Annotated in this window: 21 protein-coding genes, 1 other RNA gene and 1 pseudogene; 19 read left to right on the top strand and 4 right to left on the bottom strand. The window is 63.2% G+C overall.

The genetic code is table 11. The features are described from left to right. The first annotated feature begins 155 nt into the window (after positions 1-155). The 9 genes from QMG52_RS09995 (at position 156) to prfB (ending at position 9469) form a co-directional block, all read left to right on the top strand. On the top strand, positions 156-3194 hold the full coding sequence (locus QMG52_RS09995; RefSeq protein WP_349361689.1) for a M12 family metallo-peptidase: 3039 nt from the start codon (positions 156-158) through the stop codon (positions 3192-3194). 166 nt (positions 3195-3360) lie between these two features. After that, the gene (locus tag QMG52_RS09990) at positions 3361-4584 is read left to right on the top strand and encodes a TadA family conjugal transfer-associated ATPase (RefSeq protein WP_283560261.1); all 1224 of its coding nucleotides are present in this window, start codon (positions 3361-3363) and stop codon (positions 4582-4584) included. Next, complete coding sequence (locus tag QMG52_RS09985; RefSeq protein ID WP_283560260.1) at positions 4584-5438, top strand: type II secretion system F family protein; 855 nt, start codon at positions 4584-4586, stop codon at positions 5436-5438. The genes QMG52_RS09990 and QMG52_RS09985 overlap by 1 nt, the downstream gene beginning before the upstream one ends. Then, positions 5435-6376 (top strand): type II secretion system F family protein, encoded by a 942-nt coding sequence (locus QMG52_RS09980; RefSeq protein ID WP_283560259.1) that lies wholly within the window; start codon positions 5435-5437, stop codon positions 6374-6376. The genes QMG52_RS09985 and QMG52_RS09980 overlap by 4 nt, the downstream gene beginning before the upstream one ends. 140 nt (positions 6377-6516) lie before the next feature. Beyond that, positions 6517-6714, top strand: a complete 198-nt coding sequence (locus QMG52_RS09975) for a hypothetical protein (RefSeq protein WP_502920495.1) — start codon at positions 6517-6519, stop codon at positions 6712-6714. A 115-nt stretch (positions 6715-6829) separates the two neighbouring features. Continuing rightward, entirely contained in the window at positions 6830-7231 is a 402-nt protein-coding gene (locus tag QMG52_RS09970) for a TadE family protein (protein WP_283560339.1), read from the top strand. A 136-nt stretch (positions 7232-7367) separates the two neighbouring features. Further along, positions 7368-7760 carry a hypothetical protein gene (locus QMG52_RS09965; RefSeq protein WP_283560256.1) on the top strand — a complete coding sequence of 131 codons (393 nt, stop codon included), beginning with the start codon at positions 7368-7370 and terminating at the stop codon, positions 7758-7760. A gap of 104 nt (positions 7761-7864) precedes the next feature. Continuing rightward, positions 7865-8275, top strand: a complete 411-nt coding sequence (locus tag QMG52_RS09960; protein WP_283560255.1) for a pilus assembly protein TadG-related protein — start codon at positions 7865-7867, stop codon at positions 8273-8275. 75 nt (positions 8276-8350) lie between these two features. Beyond that, positions 8351-9469 carry a peptide chain release factor 2 gene (gene prfB / locus QMG52_RS09955; protein ID WP_283560254.1) on the top strand — a complete coding sequence of 373 codons (1119 nt, stop codon included), beginning with the start codon at positions 8351-8353 and terminating at the stop codon, positions 9467-9469. A 133-nt stretch (positions 9470-9602) separates the two neighbouring features. On the opposite strand, the gene QMG52_RS09950 is transcribed toward prfB, so the two are convergent. Continuing rightward, positions 9603-10694 (bottom strand): carboxylate-amine ligase, encoded by a 1092-nt coding sequence (locus tag QMG52_RS09950; RefSeq protein WP_283560252.1) that lies wholly within the window; start codon positions 10692-10694, stop codon positions 9603-9605. 260 nt (positions 10695-10954) lie between these two features. On the opposite strand from QMG52_RS09950, the gene ftsE reads away from it, so the two are divergent. The 7 genes from ftsE (at position 10955) to ssrA (ending at position 17541) form a co-directional block, all read left to right on the top strand. Then, on the top strand, positions 10955-11698 hold the full coding sequence (gene ftsE / locus QMG52_RS09945) for a cell division ATP-binding protein FtsE (RefSeq protein WP_283560251.1): 744 nt from the start codon (positions 10955-10957) through the stop codon (positions 11696-11698). Next, positions 11695-12609, top strand: coding sequence for a permease-like cell division protein FtsX (gene ftsX / locus QMG52_RS09940; protein ID WP_283560250.1), 915 nt, complete (start codon positions 11695-11697; stop codon positions 12607-12609). Before ftsE ends, ftsX begins: the two co-directional genes overlap by 4 nt. Before the next feature lie 28 nt (positions 12610-12637). After that, complete coding sequence (locus QMG52_RS09935; protein ID WP_502920494.1) at positions 12638-14008, top strand: M23 family metallopeptidase; 1371 nt, start codon at positions 12638-12640, stop codon at positions 14006-14008. Between the two features lie 100 nt (positions 14009-14108). Continuing rightward, entirely contained in the window at positions 14109-14579 is a 471-nt protein-coding gene (gene smpB, locus QMG52_RS09930) for an SsrA-binding protein SmpB (protein WP_283560249.1), read from the top strand. After that, positions 14580-15461: a cytochrome c oxidase assembly protein gene (locus QMG52_RS09925; protein ID WP_283560248.1), complete on the top strand. Its 882-nt coding sequence runs from the start codon at positions 14580-14582 to the stop codon at positions 15459-15461. It begins immediately after the preceding gene. A gap of 189 nt (positions 15462-15650) precedes the next feature. Then, positions 15651-16982 carry a glycoside hydrolase family 3 N-terminal domain-containing protein gene (locus QMG52_RS09920; RefSeq protein WP_283560247.1) on the top strand — a complete coding sequence of 444 codons (1332 nt, stop codon included), beginning with the start codon at positions 15651-15653 and terminating at the stop codon, positions 16980-16982. A 192-nt stretch (positions 16983-17174) separates the two neighbouring features. Next, positions 17175-17541, top strand: a transfer-messenger RNA (tmRNA) gene (gene ssrA, locus QMG52_RS09915). A gap of 760 nt (positions 17542-18301) precedes the next feature. On the opposite strand, the gene QMG52_RS09910 is transcribed toward ssrA, so the two are convergent. Then, positions 18302-19252: an ROK family protein gene (locus QMG52_RS09910; protein WP_283560246.1), complete on the bottom strand. Its 951-nt coding sequence runs from the start codon at positions 19250-19252 to the stop codon at positions 18302-18304. 9 nt (positions 19253-19261) lie between these two features. Here QMG52_RS09910 and QMG52_RS09905 point away from each other — a divergent pair, with 9 nt between their 5' ends. Both QMG52_RS09905 and QMG52_RS09900 read left to right on the top strand, forming a co-directional pair. Then, a complete protein-coding gene (locus QMG52_RS09905) occupies positions 19262-19930 on the top strand; it encodes a Mu transposase domain-containing protein (protein WP_283560245.1) in 669 nt (222 codons plus the stop codon). A 30-nt stretch (positions 19931-19960) separates the two neighbouring features. After that, entirely contained in the window at positions 19961-20494 is a 534-nt protein-coding gene (locus QMG52_RS09900; RefSeq protein ID WP_283560244.1) for a hypothetical protein, read from the top strand. A gap of 18 nt (positions 20495-20512) precedes the next feature. On the opposite strand, the gene QMG52_RS09895 is transcribed toward QMG52_RS09900, so the two are convergent. Further along, complete coding sequence (locus QMG52_RS09895; RefSeq protein WP_283560243.1) at positions 20513-21217, bottom strand: hypothetical protein; 705 nt, start codon at positions 21215-21217, stop codon at positions 20513-20515. Positions 21218-21482: 265 nt separating this feature from the next. Between QMG52_RS09895 and QMG52_RS09890 the strand changes: the two genes are divergently transcribed. Then, on the top strand, positions 21483-21608 hold the full coding sequence (locus QMG52_RS09890) for a hypothetical protein (RefSeq protein WP_283560242.1): 126 nt from the start codon (positions 21483-21485) through the stop codon (positions 21606-21608). Positions 21609-21647: 39 nt separating this feature from the next. Here the strand turns inward: QMG52_RS09890 and QMG52_RS09885 are convergent. Beyond that, a pseudogene (locus QMG52_RS09885) lies at positions 21648-21898 on the bottom strand (LLM class flavin-dependent oxidoreductase); the annotation flags it as partial. Positions 21899-22240: the final 342 nt, after the last annotated feature.

Raw genomic sequence — 22240 nt, 5'->3', positions numbered from 1 at the left:
GTCAATGACAAGTACATTCTGCTCCTGCAGAGCATTGCTTCGTGACAGCACTTTGACCAATTTGACTGTACTATTCGATCCAGACTCTACCGGTTTCAGGTTTCAGGAACCCGTGCACCCATCCCAGCATCACGGGGGAGGTCCGACATGTCTCAATGCCCTGCCCTGCCCTTCAGAAAGAACGACAAATGCATGCGATCCGACAAGCCGGTGGGCTCCTTATTGCCCTGACCGTCTCGGCGACCCTCCTTCTGGCTCCCTCAGCCGCCTCTGCCGATGCGGCGACACCCCCCACTCCGGGGACCGTTCCCGTGGAAAAGGTGGAGGGAACCCCCAGATCAGAGCACACCTTCGAAACCCCGCCTTCCAAGGTCGCCAAGGGCATTCCGGGGTCCGAGGGCCCTGATGCCCTTCCGCTCGATGCTGTTCAGGGCGAATCCCAACTCTCCCGAACCGGTGACATCAAGGTCAAGCTCGTTACAGTCAAGCTCGCGGACCAAACATCGACGCAGGCAGCTTCGATCCCGGTTAACGCAGCAACCGACGCCGTCAACGCCGCCAGCGCATACTGGAAAACGATGTCCAACAATAGGCTGTCCATGTCCGTTGCGAACACAGTGACCGGCTTCTCTTCAGCTGCTACATCGGGCCAGTCGTACGGGCAGATCATGGACACTGTGACGCGGGAGCTCAATTGGGTTACGCAGTCCAATACCGCCTTAGTGGTCTTCATCCCGACGGCGAATCTTTCGGGAGGTGCACTGGGCGCCGGTTGGAGCGGGAGCGCGAGCAACCTGACAGGCCGGATTCTGATGCCGATGCCAGGTCAGTATTCCAATAACGTCATGGCTCACGAGTTCGGGCATGTCCTCGGGCTCATGCACGCGGACAGTCTGCAGTGCGGCAGCGGCGCTTCCGACGTCGCATCGAACGGCTCCGGCGGGTTTGCCGATACGAGCTGCAGCATCCGCGAATACGCTGACGCGATGGATCTGATGGGATTTGCCCAGCCGGATCTTCCCACCATCAGCTCCAGCCTCTGGGACTATGGCAGCTTTGGCCGGGGGGACGAGATTCTTGATGCCGGTGTGGCAGCCGGGACCAAGAGTTACACTCTGAAAGCCTGGGCCGGCACGGATGCAAACCGGGCGGTCAAATTCACCGATCCGAAGAGCGGTGAGGTCTATTACCTGGAACTTCGCCTCCCTGTCGGTTACGACACAAAGCTCGCGGTCAACGGCAACCGGGGCGTCAAAGTAGTACAGCGCGGCGGCGCCACCGTGGCCAGCTCGCTGATTCTCCCGCCGAATACGCGCCCGTTCGCGGGGTATTACAACCCGAACCTCACCTGGCAGGCCGGCAGCACCTTCACCACCCATGCTGGAACGAAGGTGTCCGTGGATTCAATTTCCAGCACGTCGGCGCAGGTAAGGATAATTGCCAGCCCGCCCATGCCACAAGGTGTAATTGACAGCGTCACTGTGGCCAAAACGGGTAGCAAGGTTTCGTTGAAGGTTCGCGGCTGGGCAATTGACATGGCTGACACGAAGGCCGCCATACCTGCCCACGTGTACGTTACGGCGCCCGATGGCACAAAAACGAGCTTCGCCACCGTCGCTGGCGTTGCCCGCCCGGATGTGGCTCAGGTCATGGGGTTCGGTGCCAATCACGGCTACGAAGCAACGACGGTGATTTCCCAGCCGGGCCAGTACGAGGTCTGCGTTTACGCGATCGGCAAGAATGCCAATCCTCAATTGGGGTGTAAGACATTGCTCGCTGATGGTTCGCCATCGCCGGTTGGGTATGTTGACTCAGCTGTCGTCGCCCGAACGGGCAGCGGAGCTTCGATTGCGGTCAGTGGGTGGTCCTACGACGGCGGGACACCGTCGGCCTCGATCCCGGTCCATGTTTACGTAACTTCCCCTGACGGTGCGACAAAAAGCTACCCATTCACAGCTAACCAAGCGTATCCGGGGGTGAATAAAGTGTTCGGTGTTGCCGGCAACCACGGTTTTAAAGCCGTGGTTCCGATCTCGGCGGCCGGATCCTATCGTGTTTGCACCTACGGTCTGGCGGTCTCAGCGTTTTCCTACGGTAACAGTCTGCTTGATTGCCGGAATGTGCTCGCCGAGGGGGCGCCCGCACCCGCAGGTTATGTGGATTCCGCCGTTGTGACGAACACGGGCAGCGGCGCATCGCTTGCGGTTAGTGGGTGGTCCTACGACGGCGGGACACCGTCGGCGTCGATCCCGGTCCATATTTACGTGACATCCCCTGACGGTGCGACAAAAAGCTACCCGTTTACGGCTAACCAAGCGTACCCGGGGGTGAATAAAGTGTTCGGTGTTGCCGGCAGCCATGGTTTTAAAGCCGTGGTGCCGATCTCGGCGGCCGGATCCTATCGTGTTTGCACCTATGGTCTGGCGGTCTCAGCGTTTTCCTACGGTAACAGTCTGCTTGATTGTCGGAATGTGCTCGCCGCTGGCACGCCCGCACCTGTTGGTTATGTGGACTCGGCCATCGTAACGAAATCGGTCGGCGCGGCGTCGATTGCGGTTAGTGGTTGGTCCTATGACGGCGGGGCGCCGTCGTCGTCGATCCCGGTGCATGTTTACGTCACGTCCCCCGACGGTGCGACAAAAAGTTACCCCTTTACCGCGAATCAGGCGTATCCGGGCGTTAATCAGGTGTTTGGTGTTGCCGGTAAGCACGGTTTCAAGGCCGTAGTCCCGGTCTCCGCGGCCGGCGACAATCGCGTATGTGTGTATGGCCTCGCTGTTGCACCGCTGTCGACGGGTAATAGCCTGCTGGACTGTAAAACCGTGAACTCCGGAGTTGCCGCCCTGACGGTCGGATACCTCGATTCGGTGTCAGTTAGCCAAACGGCTAAGGGGGCGACGATTAGCGCAAACGGATGGACCGCGGATCGAGACATGCCTGCCGCGAGTATTGCGGTCCACACCTACCTCAGCTATCCGGATGGAACCCGGATCGGTTACCCATTTGTCGCCAACGGAAGCAGACCGGATGTGAACCAGATCATGGGAATGCCAGGGAACCACGGTTACAGCACCAGCGTGAACGTGACCAAGGAAGGTACATACAAAGTGTGTACCTACGGGATCGGCATTTCACCATTCAGCTTGGGAAACCCCGAACTGGGGTGTAAATCCGTCACGTATAAACGGACGTAGGCTCTTCTTTGCCTTAGGGGCGCCCCGCAAACTCCGGAACCGGGGTAACCGGGCGTTTATCCACAAGGACGGCGGAACGCCTAGACCGGGCCCCTGATCTGCCCTAGGCTCACAGCCAGAGCCCCGAACAGGGGCCCGGTTCGTTGGAGGGAACGCCGGGTAAATCATGGATGCTGTCAGCGTGGTCGAGGACGAGGTGAGGGAACTGATCCGTCGCCGCGGGCTGGACCCGCTGCGGCAGGTGGCCGAGGTCCGTCGTCTCGTGGATGCGGCAGTCAATGACTATGACGAGCGTTCCCTGCTGGGTGCTGTCCCTCCGCTGGGGAAGACGGACTCCGCACGGCAGATAGTTTTTGATGCAGTAGCAGGATTCGGCGCCTTGCAGCCCTTTCTGGACGATGACTCGATCGAGGAAATCTGGATCAACGCGCCGACGGAAATCTACGTGGCCCGGAACGGCGAGTCCGAGTTAACCTCGCTGACCCTCACTGACCAGCAGATCCGGGACCTGGTGGAACGGATGCTCAAAAGCTCCGGTCGGCGTCTGGATCTGAGCTCACCGTTCGTCGATGCCGCATTGCCGGACGGCTCCAGGCTACACGTGGTGATCCCTGATGTGACGAGGGTGCATTGGGCGGTGAATATCCGTAAGTTCATCGTCAAGGCCAGCAGGCTCGACCATTTGGTGCGGCTCGGTTCGCTGAGTCCGCAGGCGGCCCGGTTTCTGGGTGCTGCGGTGAGCAGCGGGTTGAACATTCTGGTGTCCGGTGCAACCCAGGCCGGTAAGACCACCATGCTCAATTGCCTGGGTGCCAGCATCGGATCGCGCGAACGAGTCGTGACGGTGGAGGAAATCTTTGAACTTCAGCTTCCGCTTCGCGATGTGGTGGGTCTGCAATGCCGACAACCAAATCTGGAAGGGCTCGGTGAGATTCCGCTGCGGCGCCTCGTCAAGGAGGCGCTGCGGATGCGGCCCGACCGGCTCATCGTGGGTGAAGTTCGCGAAGCGGAGAGCCTGGACATGCTGATTGCTCTGAACAGCGGCCTGCCCGGGATGTGCAGCATCCATGCGAATTCCGCGCATGACGCGGTGACGAAGCTTTGTACCCTCCCGTTGTTGGCGGGAGCCAACATTAGTGCCTCCTTCGTGGTGCCGACGGTGGCTTCCTGCATCGACCTGGTGGTCCACTGCGTCCGGCTGCCCAACGGCCGCCGGCAGGTCTCGGAAATCCTCTTCCTGGGCCGGCGGGTGGAAAACGGCGTCATCGAATCAGGCACCGTCTTCGCCACGACCAGCGCCGGGCTCCAGGCCGTGGCCGCCTCCATGCCTTCGCCGGAAAAGTTCGCCGCCGCCGGGTACGATGTCGCGGCGCTGCTGGAGGCCGGCTGATGTCCGCGGCCGTTGGTCTGCTCGCCGGACTGGGCTTGTTCCTGATCTGGTGGTCCTGCTGGCAGGTGCCCCGGCGTACCGGGCGTCGGGAGCGGGTGGACCGCATCCATGAACTGCTGCTGCGCGCGGGTGTCGAAAGGGTCAGTTCCACCGGGCTGCTTTTCAGCTGCGTTTGTCTGGGACTTCTGGCGGTGCTGGTGTTTTACCTGCTGACGCGCTCATTGCCAATTGCGCTGTGCTTCGGCCTCTTTGGCGGTTATCTCCCGCTCGCGGCCGTACGTTGGAGAGCACGACGGCGGACGGCCGTGCTCCGGCAGCTGTGGCCCGATGTGGTGGACCATTTGCGTTCAGCCATCCGAGCCGGTCTGTCCCTGCCCGAGGCACTGATTCAGCTGGGGGACAAGGGGCCGGAGGAGCTGCGTCATTTCTTCATCGATTTCGGCTCCGACTACCGGGCCGGCGGCCGGTTCGACCATTCGCTGACGATACTCAAGGACAGGCTGGCGGATCCCGTTGCGGACCGGATCGTTGAAGCCCTGCGCCTCACCCGCGAGGTAGGGGGCACGGACCTCGGCCGATTGTTGGGCACGCTCGCCGAATTCCTGCGGGACAACGCCCGGACCCGAAGCGAGCTGGAGGCCCGGCAATCGTGGACGGTGAATGCGGCACGGCTCGCTGTTGCGGCGCCGTGGCTGGTTCTGATGCTTCTGGCAACCCGTCCCGAGGCGGTCTCGGCCTATAACTCCGCCGCCGGTTGGCTGGTCCTGACGGGCGGCCTTTTCGTCTCAGTCATCTGCTATCGCGTAATGCTTGGAATCGGCACCCTGCCCGCGGACGAGCGGGTCCTCCGATGACAACTGCCATTTCCCTTGCGGTGGTTTCCGGACTGGTCCTTGGGGCCGGCCTCTGGCTGGTCCTGGTCAGGCTGCCTTTCATGCGCCAGCCCAGCTTTGCGCAGCGCATCGAACCACAGCTGCGTTCCGTAGTGCGGCAATCCCGGCTGCTGCACGACGCCGACGGGCCGGAGGTGCTTTTCGGTCCACTCGAGCGCATTCTTCGCGCGATGACGGTCGATGCCGTGCGTTGGCTGGGCCGTTTCAATATCGGCACGGCGGCCCTGACGGCACGGTTGCAGCAAGCCGGTCAACGCCACACCGCACTCGATTTTCGTGCAGGCCAGCTCATCTGGGCGGCGGCAGGATTCATCCTGGCCGTAGTGGCTGCGCTGCTGTCCGCGGCGGGGGGACGGCTTAATCTGCCGTTGGCCCTCCTTAGCGCCGTAGCTCTGCCGGCCGCCGCGTTTGTTATCAAGGACTACCTGCTGTCAGTCCGGATCAAGCGCCGCGAACGACGCATCATCGCCGAATTCCCGAGTCTGGCCGAGCTGATGGCGCTCGCTGTCAGCGCCGGAGAAAGTGCCACCGGCGCACTTGAAAGGGTCTGCCGGTCCTCCCGAGGTGAGCTGGCCGGCGAGTTCGGCCAGGTACTGGCACAGACGCGCAGCGGGATCCCGCTGGGACAGGCCCTAACGGGACTGTCCCAGCGCAGCCGGCTGGTGCCCCTGGTGCGCTTTGTGGACGGCGTCATCGTGGCCATCGAACGCGGTACCCCGCTGGCTGACGTGCTCCGTGCCCAGGCCCAGGACGTCCGTGATACGGCGAAGCGGGAACTGATGGAGTCCGCGGGTCGGAAAGAGATCGCCATGATGGTGCCGCTTGTCTTCGGAGTGCTTCCATTGACCATTATTTTCGCGGTTTTCCCGGGGCTTGCGCTGCTCCGGCTCGGTTTCTAATGCAGGGACAGACAGGTACGAAAATGACTGACAACTCGCAAGGGGGTAATCCGATGAAACACCTGAAACCGGCGCCGTTGGTATGGCTCGTCGCGTTCTGTACACTCGCGACGCTTTTGACGCGGCGCGGTTCGGCCCGCATCTCTGGCGCGCCGTCGTCGTCCGGCACCGTGGACGACGACGGCGGCCACGACCCCGGTGACCGCGGCGATGTACCCGGCTGGGTCATGATCACATTGATGTCCGCGGTGCTGGTGGCCGGATTGTTGGCCATTGCCGGTCCCGCTCTGGAAGGGCTCTTCAACCAGGCCATCAGCCAGGTCAACAAGGGCGGATGATACCGAAATGAAGGCGATGACACGGCGATGGAGAACCGTGTCCGTGCCGGAAGCGGGAACCGTGTCCGGGTCCGAAGCGAGAAGTAGAATGTCCGTGCCGGAAGGCACAGCCGGGATGTGCTGCGGCGGCACGCCCCGACCAGGCTCGGACGCCGAATCGGGATCCGCCGTGGTGGATTTTGTTTTGGTCGGGGCACTTCTGACGGTGCTCTTTCTGGCCGTTGTCCAGTTGGCCCTGGTGCTGCACGTCCGCAATACTGCGGTGGATGCGGCCGCCTCTGGAGCGAGATACGGAACGCTCGCCGATCGGGGAGCGGCGGACGCGAAGACACGCACGGAGCAGCTGATCTCGGCAGCTCTGAGCCCGGACTATGCCAAGGAGGTTACGGTTACGGAAGAGATGTATCTCGGCATCCGCACACTCAAAGTGACCGTGCGGAGCCCGCTGCCCGTGCTTGGGCTGATCGGACCGGGATCGGCACTGGAGGTGTCCGGGCATGCCGCGCTCCAGCCGTAATACGATGGGGAGGACGTTCCTGCGACAGCGGTTGGCAGGATGCCGAGGGGCAGGAAACCAAAAGACCGGAGTCCGGGGCGCCGAAGATGAACGGATCGACGACCGGACTCCCGGAGTCTCAGAGCAGGGGAACGCTGTGGTGGAGTTTGTTTTCCTAGCTGTACTTCTGATGATTCCCGTGGTGTATCTGGTGATTACCGTGGGACAGATGCAAGGTGGCGCTTATGCCGTCACCGGTGCTGCGGATCAGGCCGCCAAGGTGTATGTTTCCGCACCCGATCCGGCATCCGCGCGGGCGGCTGCGGAGGAAGCGGTCCTGCTGGCTATGGCGGACCATGGCTTCAGTGACGGCAGAGCGCGGTTGGACATCAGTTGTGAGCCCGCGGGCTGCCTCAGCCCGGGAGCGCTTGTCACGGCGACGGTCACGCTTGCCGTCCCGCTGCCGCTTGTCCCGTCGCTGCCAGGCGGAGCCTTGACGGCAGCGACGGTGGATGCGGCCGCGAGTCAGATTGTCGGCCGATTCCGGTGACGGAGGGCCAGCATGGGAGTATCGGCGTTCGCGCGCGGGTTCGAAGTATCTGCAGCCAGCCGCACCCGCGCCGTCCCAACGGCGATGCCGAGAGCGGCGAGCTGATGGTGATGATCATCGGTTACGTAGTCCTGGCCCTGCTGCTGGTCACCGTGGTGGCGGCTGTTTCGAGCGTGTACCTCGGACATAAGAAGCTCCTGTCCGCAGCAGACGGAGCAGCCGTGGCCGCGGCGGACAGCTTCACCCTCTCCGGGGTGGCTGGAAACTCCGGGGCCCCGGTCACCATTTTGTCCGGCGACGGTGTGCGGGCGGCGGCTTCCGCCTACCTGAACCGGAACAGCAGCTACAGGCACATTTCCGGGCTGACCCTCGGCGGCGGAACCGGGACCGCGGACGGGCGGACCGCCCGCGTGACGTTGGCCGCCGTCGTCCATCCGCTTTTTATCAATTTCCTGATTCCGGACGGAATCGCCGTTACCGCCACGAGCACGGCGCGCTCGCAGTTGACCCGTTGATGCCCGGTCCCGGCATCCCTGTCCTGCACGCTGGTCCGGCAAGTCATTTCCGGTGATGCCGTAGGCTTGAGGATCATGGCTGAAATCGATTTTGCTGCAGAAATCCGTGCGCTCCGCGCCACCTACCTCTCCATAGAGCAGGTGTCCGAAGTGGACGCGCTCAAGGAATCCATCGAAGATCTGAGCGACCAGGCCGGGACGCCGAACCTGTGGGATGACCCCGCGGCGGCGCAGAAGATCACCTCACGGCTCTCGCACGCGCAGTCCAAGCTGGAAAAGCTTGAGTCGTTGCAGGCCCGGATCGATGATCTGGAGGTCCTGGTCCAGCTCGCGCAGGAAGAGAACGACGCCGACACGCTGGCCGAGGCGGCGAAGGACTTGCCCGTGCTGCGGAAGGCGCTGCAGGAGCTGGAGGTAGTCACGCTGCTGGCTGGCGAATACGACGAGCGCGAAGCCGTGGTGACAATCCGTTCCGGCGCGGGCGGCGTGGACGCGGCGGATTTTGCCGAAATGCTGCTGCGGATGTACCTGCGCTGGGCCGAGCGCCACGGTTATCCGACAACGGTGATGGACACCTCCTATGCGGAGGAAGCTGGACTGAAATCCGCCACGTTTGAAGTGAAGGCCCCGTACGCTTTCGGCACGCTGAGCGTGGAGGCGGGCACGCACCGGCTGGTGCGCATCAGTCCCTTTGATAACCAGGGCCGCCGGCAGACGTCATTCGCGGCCGTGGAAGTCATTCCGCTGATCGAACAGACGGACAGCATCGATATACCAGATAATGAAATCCGGGTGGATGTGTTCCGCTCCTCGGGCCCCGGCGGGCAGTCCGTGAACACCACGGATTCCGCAGTGCGCCTGACCCATATCCCGACGGGCACTGTGGTTTCCATGCAGAACGAGAAATCGCAGCTGCAGAACCGGGCGGCGGCGCTGCGGGTGCTGCAGTCGCGCTTGCTGCTGCTCAAGAAGGCCGAGGAGGACGCCGAAAAAAAGCTGCTGGCCGGCGACGTGAAGGCATCTTGGGGCGATCAAATGCGTTCCTACGTGCTCAATCCGTATCAGATGGTCAAGGATCTGCGAACCGAGTACGAGGTGGGCAATACCTCGGCTGTGCTTGACGGCGAGATTGACGACTTTATTGACGCCGGCATCCGCTGGCGTGCGGATAACCGCAATGCCGAGGCGCAGTAGCGGCGCCGTTGGCCGAACGCCACGGCTCCCGCCCGAAGTGTCACCGCTTCCGACCGAATGCCACGGCTCCCCGTCCGTAGCGTCACCGATTCCTGAGGTGAGCACACTGCAGCGCGTGGTGAGCGGTGGCGCCTCAGCGTGCGGTGAGCGAGCCGGCGTACAGATCCAGCAGGGCCGGAAGGCCGCCGTGCTCACGGGCCCGGCGCTGACGCGCGGAGCCCGTGCCGTGCTCCGCGATACGCGCCAGCCCGTCGGCGACGAAGCCGGAATCGTCCGTTGCGTGCAGGGCCGCCTCCACCGTCTTGACCAAGGTGGTGAGCACCTCGGGCGCGGGTGCCAAGTGCCCGGTTTCCGGGTGGACAAGCTGCCCGCGGAGGCCATGCCGGGCCGCCTGCCACAGCGAAGCGTCGAGGATTTCCGGGGTGAATTCCTCGGCGTTCTGCCACGAGTCACTCAGCGCGGCTGTCACCAATGCCCGGAGCAATACCGCCAAGAGCACGGAATCGTGTGCCTCAAGCTGGGCATCGCAGGCGCGCACCTCCAGGGTGGGATAGTTCTCCGACAACCGGGCCACCCACGTGATCACACCCCTGTCTAGGATGACTCCCGTGTCCACCAGGTGCTGGACCCGCGCTTCGTAATCGGCGCCGTTCTTGAAGACCGGAGGCAGCCCCTGAACCGGCCAGCGCCTGTAGCTCACGGTGCGCCAGCTTTCGAAGCCGCTGTCCCGGTCCCGCCAGAACGGCGAGTTAGCGCTGAGCGCCACAATGGCGGGCAGCCAGGGCCGGATCCGGTTCAGGGCCATCACACCGGCGTCCTTGTCAGGGATCTGGATGTGGACATGCAGTCCGTTGATGTACTGATCCGCAACGATGGCACGGGCGCTGTCCCGCATCTGGTGGTAGCGACGCTTATCCGTGACCTCTGGCGGGGCCTCCGCCATGCGGGGTGCGGTTCCCGTGCCCGCGGCGCGGGCCAGGGATTTGTACGCCGCCTTGGCCAGCTGGCCGCGGAATGCCAGCAGTGACTGGAGTGCTTCGTCGGCCGTGGTGCACGGGGGAGTGGATGTTTCCAGCTGGCAGGTCAGCAGTTCCGGCTGAATATCGTCGTCGTCCACTTGCCGCGACGCCTGCAGGAAACCACTGACCGTCGCGCTGCTGAACTTCGGCAGACCCGTGGTGGAATCCACCAGCAGGTACTCTTCCTCGATCCCGAAGGTGACCATGGCTGCTCCTCTCCAGTGCAGGGCCGGACAATGGCGGCCCTGGCAACGGCCGTTCGGGCGGTAGGGCCGTGACAACGTCACGAGCCTATCGGAGGCACCGAAATGTTACACACAGGTCTCGTCCAGGACGACACGCCCCTCGGGCTGCACGGGATCGGCGCGGGCGAGTGTCTATAGTCGATAAGCCGGTGGTTTCTTCCCCAAGCCAATACCCCAGCACCGGCCTGTCAGAATTCGCGCTGACTGGGTCCAGAAGAGCCATGATTCGTTTCGATAACGTCACCAAGATTTATGACCAGAAGACCCGTCCGGCCTTGGACTCGGTCTCCCTGGAAATTGACCGCGGGGAGTTCGCCTTCCTTGTCGGTGCCTCTGGCTCCGGCAAATCCACGTTCCTGCGCCTGGTGCTGAAGGAAGACCATGCCACCCGCGGCGCCGTGTATGTCGCTGGGCAGAACGTGGCAAATATTTCCAGCTGGCGCGTGCCCAAGCTGCGCCGCGGCATCGGCGTCGTGTTCCAGGACTTCCGGTTGCTGCCCAATAAGACGGTCTTCGCCAATGTGGCCTTTGCCATGCAGGTGATCGGCAAAAGCCGTGACATCATCCGCGAGACCGTGCCCGAGGTGCTCAAGACCGTCGGGCTTGAGGGCAAAGAGAACAGGCTCCCGCACGAGCTCTCTGGAGGCGAGCAGCAGCGCGTGGCAATCGCGCGCGCCGTCGTCAATAAGCCCGCCATCCTGCTGGCTGACGAACCCACCGGAAACCTGGACCCCACCACCTCGCTGGGCATCATGAAGGTGCTGGACAAAATCAATCAGAACGGCACCACCGTAGTGATGGCAACGCACGACGACGACATCGTCAACTCGATGCGCAAGCGGGTCATCGAACTGCGCAACGGCGTGGTTCTCCGCGACGAGGCCAAGGCCTTGTACACGTCGATGATTCCCGTGGTCCAAGCCGCAGGGTCCGACCGTGAACCGTCCGCGGAGGCCCCGGAGTGAGACTTGCTTTCATCCTCAGCGAAATCGGCGGAGGTCTTCGCCGGAATGTTTCCATGGTCGTTTCCGTCATTCTGGTGACCTTTGTGTCACTGACGTTTGTCGGTACGGCCGGCATGCTGCAGATGCAGATCAACCAGATGAAGGGCTACTGGTACGACAAGGTCCAGGTTGCCGTCTTTCTCTGCGTTGACACCTCGACCTCCCCGACTTGCGCCTCCGGACCGGCCACGGACGAGCAGAAAAAGAACATCGAAACCCTGCTGGATTCCGCCGCCGTGAAACCGTACGTGACCAGCTGGGCCTACGAGTCACAGCCGGACGCGCTGAACCACTTCAAGGAGCAGTTCGCGAATTCGCCGATCGTTGATTCGGTCACCGCGGATCAGCTGCCGGCATCGTTCCGGATCAACATGGTCAATCCGGAGAAGTACGAGATCATCAATGAGACCTTCTCGGCGACGCCCGGGGTGGAGACGGTGATTGACCAGCGGCAGCTGTTGGAGCGGCTCTTCTCCGTGATGAACATAGCCTCCCTGGTGGCGGTGGGCATCGCCGGGCTGATGATTGTCTGTGCCATCCTGCTGATCGCCACCACCATTAAGCTGTCCGCCTTCAGCCGACGCCGGGAAACCGGGATCATGCGGCTGGTCGGGGCCTCGAAGGCAGTGATCCAGCTGCCCTTTGTGATGGAAGGAGTGGTCGCGGCCGTGATCGGTGCCGTGCTGGCATCCGGGACAGTCTGGGCGGTGGCCAAGTTCTTTATTCAGGACTATCTGGCGGACCAGTACAAGGACACGGCATTTATCTCCGCCAACCAGGTGCTGATCCTGACGCCGGGGCTGATAGTGCTGGGGATCCTGCTGGCCGGGGTATCCTCGCTATTGACCCTGCGTAAGTATCTGAAGGTTTAGCCTGTTGATCATCGAGGAGAAAATTTCCATGCGCCAGTTGTCCCGGCAGGAGCGCTCCGGCCACGGCATGCTGCGCCGCCGTGCCGTCGGGGCCGCGGTGGCGGCAGTGCTGGCTGCCGGACTGCTCGGAGCCGTACCAGCCCAGGCAGATAACCTCGATGACCAGGCCCAGGCGCTGCAGAATCAGGCGAACGAGGTGGAATCATCCTTGGAGTTTCTCGACGCCGGCATCGCCACTGCCGCTGCCAACCTCACGTTGTACCGCGGCCAGTTGCCCGGTGCGCAGGCCGCGCTTTCGGATGCCCAGGCCCGGGTCAGCATTGCCACTTCAGAGGTGGAGGCGCTGGCGGCCCGCGTGGATCTTGCGCAGCAGAACAAGGATAAGATCAGTTCGCAGATCCAGTCAGATAAGCAGAAATTGATTGACACTAAGAAGCTGATCGGGCAGATCGCGGCCCAGTCCTACAAATCCGGGGGAGTTCCCCCGAACCTGAGCCTTTTCTTCGGCTCCAGCGCCAACGGAAACCTGGCGGACGGCATGGACCTGGCGGACCAGGCAATGCGGAGCCAGAATTCGGTGTTGGACAAGCTCTCCCAGCAGAACGCCACGAACGTGAATTCGCAGGCACGGCTGGTGGCCGTGGAAGCGGAAATCAAGGATCTCAAGGGTAAGGCGGATGCGGCGCTGGCAGCCGAAAAGACCGCCATGGCCGACGCCGCGGCCAAAAAGGCGGCGGTGGATAAACTGATCACCGATGCCGCTGCGCTGGATGCCGAGCTGACCGCCAAGAAGCCTCAGATCCAGGCCCAGATGGCCGCCGTCAAAGCGCAGCAGGATGACGTGGCGGCCCAGATCTCCGAGCGTCAGCGCAAGGAACGCGAAGCCGCCGCGGCGGCAGCTGCAGCGGCGGCAAGGGCGCAGGGCAATACCGGGTACGTGGCCCCGCCGCCGGGGAATCCCTCGGCCTTCGGACTGGCACATCCCTTTGCCGCCAACATTCCCATTACCTCCGGGTACGGCTGGCGTGCCGTTCCAGCCGGCACCATGGACTTTAACGGCACCGGCTCCTATCTGCACAGCGGCATCGACTTCGGTGCACCGTGCGGAACCCCGATCTACGCGCCCGCCGCCGGTAACGTTGTCCTGGCGGGACAGACAAATGTGGTCACCGGCGGCGGGAACGTGCTGTGGATCAGCCACGGCGTGGTGCAAGGCAACGCGCTGATGACGGTCTACTACCACAACAGCTCCGTGCTGGTCTCGGTGGGACAGCACGTGGAGGCCGGCCAGCTGGTCGCGTACTCCGGCAGCACCGGCAACTCCACCGGCTGCCACGCGCACTTCGAAACCTGGCTCAATGGCTCGCCGGTGGACCCGATGACCATTCTGGGCCGCTAGAGGAACGCCGCGGTCCGCTGGCGTAGACTGGTTCACCACTGGACCTTGCCGGTCCAGCGCCCGACCGTAAAATCAATCAGGACACCCGAGGAGTAATGCCGTGCCTAAAGAAAGTGGCCGCAAGGTGGTGGCCACCAACCGCAAGGCCCAGCACGACTACCACGTGATGGATACCTACGAGGCCGGACTGGTGCTGATGGGCACCGAGGTCAAGTCCCTGCGCGAGGGCCGTGCCTCCCTGGTGGACGGCTTTGCCACCCTCTACAACGACGAGCTCTGGTTGGAATCCGTGTACATCCCGGAATACCTCAACGGCAGCTGGACCAACCACTCGGCCCGCCGCCGCCGGAAGCTGCTGCTGCACCGTGAGGAGCTGGAGAAAATCACGCACAAGACACGTGAATCCGGTTTCACCATCGTCCCGCTGCAGCTGTACTTCCTGGACGGCCGGGCTAAGGTGGAAATCGCGATCGCCAAGGGTAAGAAAGACTACGACAAGCGCCAGACGCTGCGCGAAAAGCAGGACAACCGCGAAGCCCTGCGCGCCATGCGGGAGAAGAACCGCAGCTAGATGCCGGCACTGGAGCAGTTTTTCGGAACCTGGGCGCTGGATCCCTGGGCGCTGGCGCTCGTACTGGCGGCCGCACTGTTGTATGGCACCGGCCTGGTACGTGCCCGGGCCGCCGGCATCCGATGGCCGTTATGGCGGGTGCTCAGCTTTTATCTGCTGGGTCTGGGCAGCTTCGCCTGGATTTCCTTCGGATTCCTGGGCACCTACTCGTCCGACTTGCGCTGGGCCTTCTCGGTCCGGCTGGCACTGTTGCTTTTCGTCGTTCCGATCCTGCTCTCGCTGGGTCTGCCGCTCGGACTGACTCAGGCGGCCATCGCCAATCCCAGCCTCCGCCGACGGCTGAGCGTGCTGGGCCGGTGGCCGATGAAGTTCTTCGGTAACGCAGTCATTGCCCCACTGGTGGGTCTGCTGCTGTTCTCCGCGATGCTCACGCCGCTGGCCGGAGTTGCCAGACTCAGCCCGCTGGCGGAGGGGATGCTGAGCGTGGGCATACCGCTGTTGGGGCTGCTGCTGGTGCTCCCGATCACCGAGGCCGGCACCCGGACCAGCACGTCGCTGCTGATGCTGCAGTTTGTGTTTGCCTTCATCGAGCTGCTGGCGGACGCCATCCCCGGCATTCTGCTCCGGTTGAACAGTGCAGTGCTGGATGGGGCCGCCGATGTGACCGGCGCCCGGCCGGCGTGGTTCCCCAACCCACTGCGGGACCAGCAGCTGGCCGGGGACTGGCTCTGGTTCATCTGCGAGGCCGCGGACCTGCCGATCATCATCCTGCTCTTTGTCCGCTTCTCCCGGACGGACAAAGGGGAACGCAAGGAACTCGATGAGATGAGCGACGACGAAATGGACGCGCTCAACGAGGCGCACCTGCGCCAGCGCGGCTAGCTCCGCAGCGGTCGGCCGTAGGCTGGGCGGGAGGCATGAGGGGCGCACGGACTGAAAACCACACGCAATGAAACTTCACGCCATGAAACTGCACGGAATGAAACTGCACGGAATGAGACTGCACGGAATGAGACTGCACGGAATGAGACTGCACGGATTTGAAACCACACAGAATAAGACTGCACCGCCGTGAAACGCATTAGTCGCCGCAGGTGGGCCGCCCTGGCGACCGGTGTCGTGGTCCTCTTGGCCGTCGTGTTGTCCATCAGCGTCATGTCGCTGGGTGCCTCTGGACCGGGGCGGCCGGGGGCCGGCGGCTCAGGCGCACCGTCCGCTTCGCCGTCGGCCACGGTTTCCGGGAGCCGGACGGCGGTGCCGCCCGCTTCTGTCCCGGCCGCAGGCACCGCTCCGGTAGCGGGCACGACGGCGCCCGGCCAGCCGCCGTCGTCGGCCCCCGTTTCAGCCCAGCTCGCCGCCGCACAGCAGCGACTGGCAACCATGACGCCCGAGCAGAAGGTCGGGCAGGTGCTCATGGTGAGCTCGCCCGTGACCGGCCCGGACGCGGCCGCGCTGACCGCTCTGACCAGTTACCATGTGGGCAACGTCTTCCTGAAGGGCCGCGGCTACGACGGAACCGCCGCCGTCGCCGGCGTGGTGGCGTCGCTGAAGGCCCAGGTTTCGGCCCAGAGCACCGCTGGGGTCAGTCAGTTCATCGCCACCGACCAGGAGGGCGGCATGGTGCAGATCATGAACGGCCCGGGCTTCTCCGCGATGCCGGCCGCGATTGACCAGGGCGCCCTTGATCCCGTACAGCTGCGCGCGGATGCCCGGCTCTGGGGCAGTCAGCTGGCCGGCGCCGGTATCAACGTTAATTTTGCCCCCGTGCTCGACACCGTCCCCAGCGCCGGCTTTGCCCCCGCCAATGCACCGATCGGGCACTTCGGACGCCAATACGGTTTCACCCCCGAAGCGGTTTCAGCCCACGGAACCGCCTTCGCCAACGGCATGGCCGACGGCGGGGTGGCCGCCGTCGCCAAACATTTCCCGGGCCTGGGCCGGGTGACAGCGAATACGGACACCAGCAGCGGCGTCGTGGACGGCACCACCGTCCGGAACGATCCGTTCATCGCGCCGTTCCGGGACGCCGTGCGGGCCGGCGTGCGCTGGATGATGATCTCCAACGCCGACTACCCGGCCATCGACCCGGCGCGGATGGCCCCGTTCTCCTCCGTCATCATGGACGGCATGGTCCGTGGCGACCTCGGCTTCAGCGGCATCATCGTCTCCGACGACATCTGCGACGCCGTGCAGCTCTCCCCGGTGGCGCCCAGAGACCGGGGCGCCGGTTTCATCGCAGCCGGCGGCACTATGGCACTGTGCACGAACCAGACGATCCTGCCGCAGCTCTACCACGGCATGCTGGACCGGCAGACCGCGGATCCGGCCTTCGCTGCAATGGTGGACGCCGCCGCGCTTAAGGTCCTGGAGGTCAAAGCGGAGAGCGGCCTTCTCCCGCGCTGACCTGCCGGGCGCACCGGGCACGGCTGGTATGGCCGGATCGAGGGGCAGAATCAATGGCGGCCCGGGGCCCGGGCCGGGGAACGAGCCCGGGGCCAGAGCCGGCCGGGCCGGGAATACATGGCCGCGCCATGTGCGTTATACTGAGTAATCCGCTGGTGCCGCAAGCACCATCGGGGTTTGATAACACAACATGGGGATGACTGGTTTCGACGGTGTTCGTCGCGACAGGTGAAGCGGGCCGAGGATACAGGGTTATCTCGTAAACGCTCTCTGTAAACCAATAAGTGCCAAAACATCGCGCACTGACTTCGCTCTTGCTGCCTAAGCAGTAAGACAGTCCGTCAGACCGGGTCTGCTCTCGCCCCGGATCCTGGCGTCATTTAGAGGGCCACTGCTCTACGCCTTTGTTACAGGGGCATAGGGGACACTTATGTAACTGAGCCTGGCAGCTACTCGTTTGCAGGATAGCTGGGGCTGAGAAAAACCGACGCAAACTGCGCCCGGAGAAGACCTGACAACACAACATCGGACGGGGGTTCAATTCCCCCCATCTCCACAGGTATTATCGCAGGTCAGAGGCCCTTTTGGGTCTCTGGCCTGTTGACTTTGTCATCACTTTTGGGTTGTTGCTACCAGGAACTCTCCCTCGCTGTAGGGTCGCTGTGGGCCCGGTTGCTGGTTGCGGTAGGTGTCCCTCCCCTGCTGCAGTTGCCTTTGCTCGGTTTTCCTTACGCCACTTACATGGTTGTGTCGGGCGGCCGCCACATGACTGTCGGCCGGTACTCCGGCCTGGGCCGGTCAGGGCTCTGGTTCGCTTGCCGGCGACGCCGGTGACCTTGAGGCGGAAGCCGCAGCGTCGGGCATGCCGAACATCTCCAAAACGTTTGCGTCTGCGTCGCGATCGCCCCTTGCACGGGGGCGGACCGCGGGACATCCCGCTCGACTCGTACATCGGTGACCGCTCTACTTCGGCGGCCCGGTCTGCCCCGGCAGCCCCGGTGGCCTGGAAGTACCGACAGACGGACTTGGCCCAGCCCGGTCCGTTCGCCCGCGGGTGCGAAGTCCGGTGCCTTCCCACCACCAGGCCCGGAGTGCATTCAAGCACCGGGGCCTCCCTGAATCGCATCCCCTTGACCTCCGCGTCGACGAACGGCGAGGAGATGTTCCAACAGGCTGAAGTGGGAGTTCCCGGCAAAGCGCGCTGGCTGGTCCACTGACTGACTACTGAGGTCGTCCCATATGGGTGGCAAACAAGTTGCTACCACGGTCTCATGCTCGTGGCGAGCAACACCCGTACTCTGCTACCGGACACTTGAGGCCTACTCTTGGTACGCAATTGGACTGGCGCGGCGGAGGCCAAGAAGCGCGGCGCCTATGGCCCCGCCGAGGTCTCCGGCCTGTGAGATAAATATGGGTGGAACTGAGGCATATGTCTTCAGCTCGCCCAGCCGGGCCTCCAATGAATGGCCGTAGGCGCGGTAGTAGGACGCACCGCTTCCACCGAGTACGACGGCGGCCGATCGGTAGACAGTAAGCAGGTCTGCCAACCCGTCGGCGATGCGGCGGCCGTAGGCGTTGAAGAGTTCTCTTGCCGGTTCGTCGCCAGCAACGGACCGGTCGGATGCTATCTGGATGTCAGCCGGGCCGCCGGAGGGTTGCGAGAGGAGTCGGCCCGCTGCCTTTTGGAGCGCCGTACGTGAGGCGACCTGTTCCCAACATGACGCCCGGCCGCAGTAGCACGGCGTGCTTCCGCCGGCCACGCTCAGGTGGCCGGCCTCCGGGTGGACACCGTCGGCGCCCCGCACCGGTTCGCCGTGAACGAGGGCGCTGACTCCTACTCCGGTCCCCAGCGTGATCATGAGCAGGCTGGGGTAGTCGCGGGCTGCGCCGATGCTGGCCTCGCAGATGGCCGCTGTTACGGCGTCGTTGTCGATCGACACCGGGATTGAGTAGGCCTTGGTCAAACCGGCCACCAGATCGAGACCCATGAACGCCGGGAGGGTGTCCTGATTCCGGATGACTCCCGTGGCATCTACCGGGCCGCTGGCGCCGATGCCAATTGAGCGGACAGTGGCGCCGTCGGCGACACTGTTGACATGGTCTTCGATGAAGCTGACGGCGTCCGCGGGACTGGTCCGGATGGGCGTGGGCACCGTAACGTGCGCGAGGACGCGGCGGGAATCGTCCAGGACCACGAACCGGCTGCCCGTTCCGCCCAGATCGACGCCCACCGCCACGGCCGATGCGGCGCCTGGGTATGCGGTGTTCACAGTGCTGTTGTGACCTTGCTCCCGAAGGCGAATGCGCCCGGGACCACCTGGTTTACCCGGGCCAGTTGGACGGCGACCAGCTGTGCGGCGACCGCGCCGGTGGACAGCGACGCCAGCGAGGTGCCGCCACCCGCCTTGAGTGTTACTGCGCCGCGAACCGCGTTTGAGTACTTTAATGGCGTGTGCCAGGTGATCGTGCCCGATAACGCTTCGACGGCATCGAACCAGATCAGCCGGTACGAGAAAACCCGGGACGTCAACCAGTCCTATGCCGCGTTCCTGGAGCATTACCAGTGCGCGGCCGCCCCGACCAGAGCGGCCAGCCCTCAAGAGAAGGGGAACGTGGAGGCGGGGGTGAAGGTCGTGACGAATTGGGTCATCCATTACCTTGCCGACCGGCGCTTCGCGAGCCTGGATGAGTTGAACGAGGCTGTCGCGGAACAGGTGGAGATGATCAATGACCGGACGCCATTCCGTGGCGAGGCCCGGTCCCGCCGGGCCTGGTTCCGGGAGGCAGAACGTGCGGAGTTGATGGACCTGCCGGAGCATAGGTGGCAGCAGGTGGAGTGGCGGAAGGCGAAGGTCTCCCGGGATTGGCACGTGCAGGTCGACACGGCCAAGTATTCCGTGCCCCACCAGCACGCCGGGCAGGTCCTGGACGTGCGGATCGTCGGTTAGCAGGTCACGATCCTTGCCGACGGGGTCATCGTGGCAACCCACCGACGCGGCACGCGGCGCAACAGCTTTGTCACCGATCCGGCCCATGCACCCGCCGGATACGAGGACACGTCATTGTTGTGGACCCGAGCCTATTTTCTGAGGCAGGCGGCGAAGGTCGGACCTTACACGGTTGAAGCATCGACCCGGCTGCTGGACCGGTTGAAGATCGAGGCCCAGGGGTACCGGGCGTGCATGAACATCCTGGGCCTGGGCAAGGGCAACAACCGCAGCCTGCTGGAACAGGCCTGCCGCGCCCTCTGCACACAGGAGGTGCAGCGCCCGATCAGCTATACGGTGATCAAGCTTTTCAAGAGGGCAAAGACGATGTACAACAAGCGAAGCAAGTTGGTCCATGGACGGGACGAGGATTTCCCCTATGCTCTGGCCTACGACTACTGGAAGGACGCAGTCCAGTACGCCATTACGGCCTGGCGCCGTGTTCTTGAATCTGGCTCACTTCGGGAGCACAAAGATTCGGCTAACCGCGGGACGGAAGTTCTGATCAATGGTGTGTCACAATAACTGACCCCTACGGCACGTCTAGGCTCCTTTCACATCCCCCTGAGCTGTGGCCAGGTGGGTATAGCGTTCGCAGGCGACCTTCATCATTTCGACCGTTGCCGCCAAGACTAAGGCCAGGCTTCCGTAGCTGACAGTGACTCCGTAGGCTGCCCCCAGGTCGGTAGCTGTTCTCGCAACTTCGGTAAGTTCATTACTCATCAAGGTCGCCCATTGCTTCCCGTGGGCGTGACCGCTGGATAGCTGCCACGCGCCAAGCCAGGAGATGTCGGGATCCTCGTGGAGACGCTCCAGGTCCTTCAGCATCGCTGTTGTCTGCGGTATTTTGAGCTTTTTGACGTCTACGGAGCCAATACCTGCCAAGTCAGCGACTTCTTGCATCATCTTCGTGTAGTTCCTGATCCACTGATGGGCGGGGAATGCCATTTCCATCCGGAACTGGTATGCGTTGTGGTTCTCTCCCATTTGGGCGATGACGCGGCGATTGACCCGAAGTTTGGAGTTCGCCGGATTGAGCAGCCATAGCGCGCACGCGGTTGAATCCAAGGCGTTGCGAACCAAGGCGTACGGCCCATAAGGCCCCGACGTAATGTTGGCGCTGTTGTCATCCTCATCTACTACCAGCATCTGCCGCAGGCTTCGGAGGCATCCGAAGGCAACGACGAGCTGGGAATAGGCGAACTGTGACACGGGGTAGTTTGGAGCCTTGGCATTGTCTTTCGCCATTGGTGACCCTGCGTGCACTGTTGCGTATTTGCTCAGGGTCTCTTCCCACGAGGCTCAAGGTGCCGAAGGCCTGCATGATGCGCTGGGCAGCAAGGTTCTCTTTTTCGTCCGTCACTGCCTCGGCATCGGTAAATGAGGTCATATGGAGAATCTAATGCACGCATAGGTGGGGTCCCGCCACGGGCGTCGTATACGTGGGCGTACTTTTGGACGGCCGTCTCCTCTACGATGAAAGCGTGGCCGATGAAGGGAGACGTAGCGGTTCTTGACCGTTGATCAGGTGGCCCAAGAACTCGACGGCTCGGTGGTCCAGATCCGGGCGATGCTCGATATTGCCTTCAGCGTCTCGCGTAAGAGGTTGTACGCTGCGTCAATGAGCTATGGGAATTAAGTCTTCCGACGGCAAGCGTTACAACCCGGTATTCTTTTACCGCATGTCGATCACGCCGGTACCGATCTCGATACGGCTGGTCCGCGCCCCGATCGCCGCGAGCAAAGGGAACGGTGAGGCATGTTGCTGCGCGAAGTGGTGGACGGCGGAAGTAGGCGCCGTCCGCCCCCCAGCTCCTCGGCTGCGACAGCTAGGTCGATCGCCTGCAAAAGCGCGTCCGACGCGTTGCGGGTGCCGGACTCCGGGTGGTCGGTCCAACGGCCGAAGGACAGGAATCCGATGTTCTTCACACCAGAAGCCAGCATGATGGCGAGGGCTCCTATTCCCCGCGAGCTTGGGCCTGGCACCCCCTGTCGCGGCACGAACCGCGTTCGCCACGGTTGGAGATCCGGCCTGTCCGTCGCCTCCCTGGCGGGTTTCACACTCCCGACCGCGGCACTCTCTTAGACGAGCTGGCGCCGCGGCAGCCGGGTGCTGGTCTTGACCAGCATCAGGACCAGCGAAGCTAGCGGGAGTTTCCTAGCTAATTGGTTCGAAACTTGTGTTTGTGCAGGTCAGAGGCTCTTTTTGGGGCTTGGAAGTGTATGACCTAACTTTTCTTCGGGGCCAGCTTGGTGAGGTTGAAGATTTCG

Source organism: Paenarthrobacter sp. PH39-S1, from assembly GCF_030063245.1.
GTDB lineage: Bacteria > Actinomycetota > Actinomycetes > Actinomycetales > Micrococcaceae > Arthrobacter_M.
The sequence above is the reverse complement of the archived record's forward strand: the minus strand, read 5'-3'. Positions and strand labels throughout refer to the sequence as shown.

Excerpts from the sequence above, each read along its gene's own strand:
- QMG52_RS09995 (WP_349361689.1), top strand. The coding sequence starts at position 156 with ATGCCCTGCCCTGCCCTTCAGAAAGAACGACAAATGCATGCGATCCGA.
- QMG52_RS09990 (WP_283560261.1), top strand. The coding sequence starts at position 3,361 with ATGGATGCTGTCAGCGTGGTCGAGGACGAGGTGAGGGAACTGATCCGT.
- QMG52_RS09985 (WP_283560260.1), top strand. The coding sequence starts at position 4,584 with ATGTCCGCGGCCGTTGGTCTGCTCGCCGGACTGGGCTTGTTCCTGATC.
- QMG52_RS09980 (WP_283560259.1), top strand. The coding sequence starts at position 5,435 with ATGACAACTGCCATTTCCCTTGCGGTGGTTTCCGGACTGGTCCTTGGG.
- QMG52_RS09970 (WP_283560339.1), top strand. The coding sequence starts at position 6,830 with ATGTGCTGCGGCGGCACGCCCCGACCAGGCTCGGACGCCGAATCGGGA.
- QMG52_RS09960 (WP_283560255.1), top strand. The coding sequence starts at position 7,865 with ATGGTGATGATCATCGGTTACGTAGTCCTGGCCCTGCTGCTGGTCACC.
- prfB (WP_283560254.1), top strand. The coding sequence starts at position 8,351 with ATGGCTGAAATCGATTTTGCTGCAGAAATCCGTGCGCTCCGCGCCACC.
- QMG52_RS09950 (WP_283560252.1), bottom strand. The coding sequence starts at position 10,694 with ATGGTCACCTTCGGGATCGAGGAAGAGTACCTGCTGGTGGATTCCACC.
- ftsE (WP_283560251.1), top strand. The coding sequence starts at position 10,955 with ATGATTCGTTTCGATAACGTCACCAAGATTTATGACCAGAAGACCCGT.
- QMG52_RS09935 (WP_502920494.1), top strand. The coding sequence starts at position 12,638 with ATGCGCCAGTTGTCCCGGCAGGAGCGCTCCGGCCACGGCATGCTGCGC.
- QMG52_RS09925 (WP_283560248.1), top strand. The coding sequence starts at position 14,580 with ATGCCGGCACTGGAGCAGTTTTTCGGAACCTGGGCGCTGGATCCCTGG.
- QMG52_RS09895 (WP_283560243.1), bottom strand. The coding sequence starts at position 21,217 with ATGGCGAAAGACAATGCCAAGGCTCCAAACTACCCCGTGTCACAGTTC.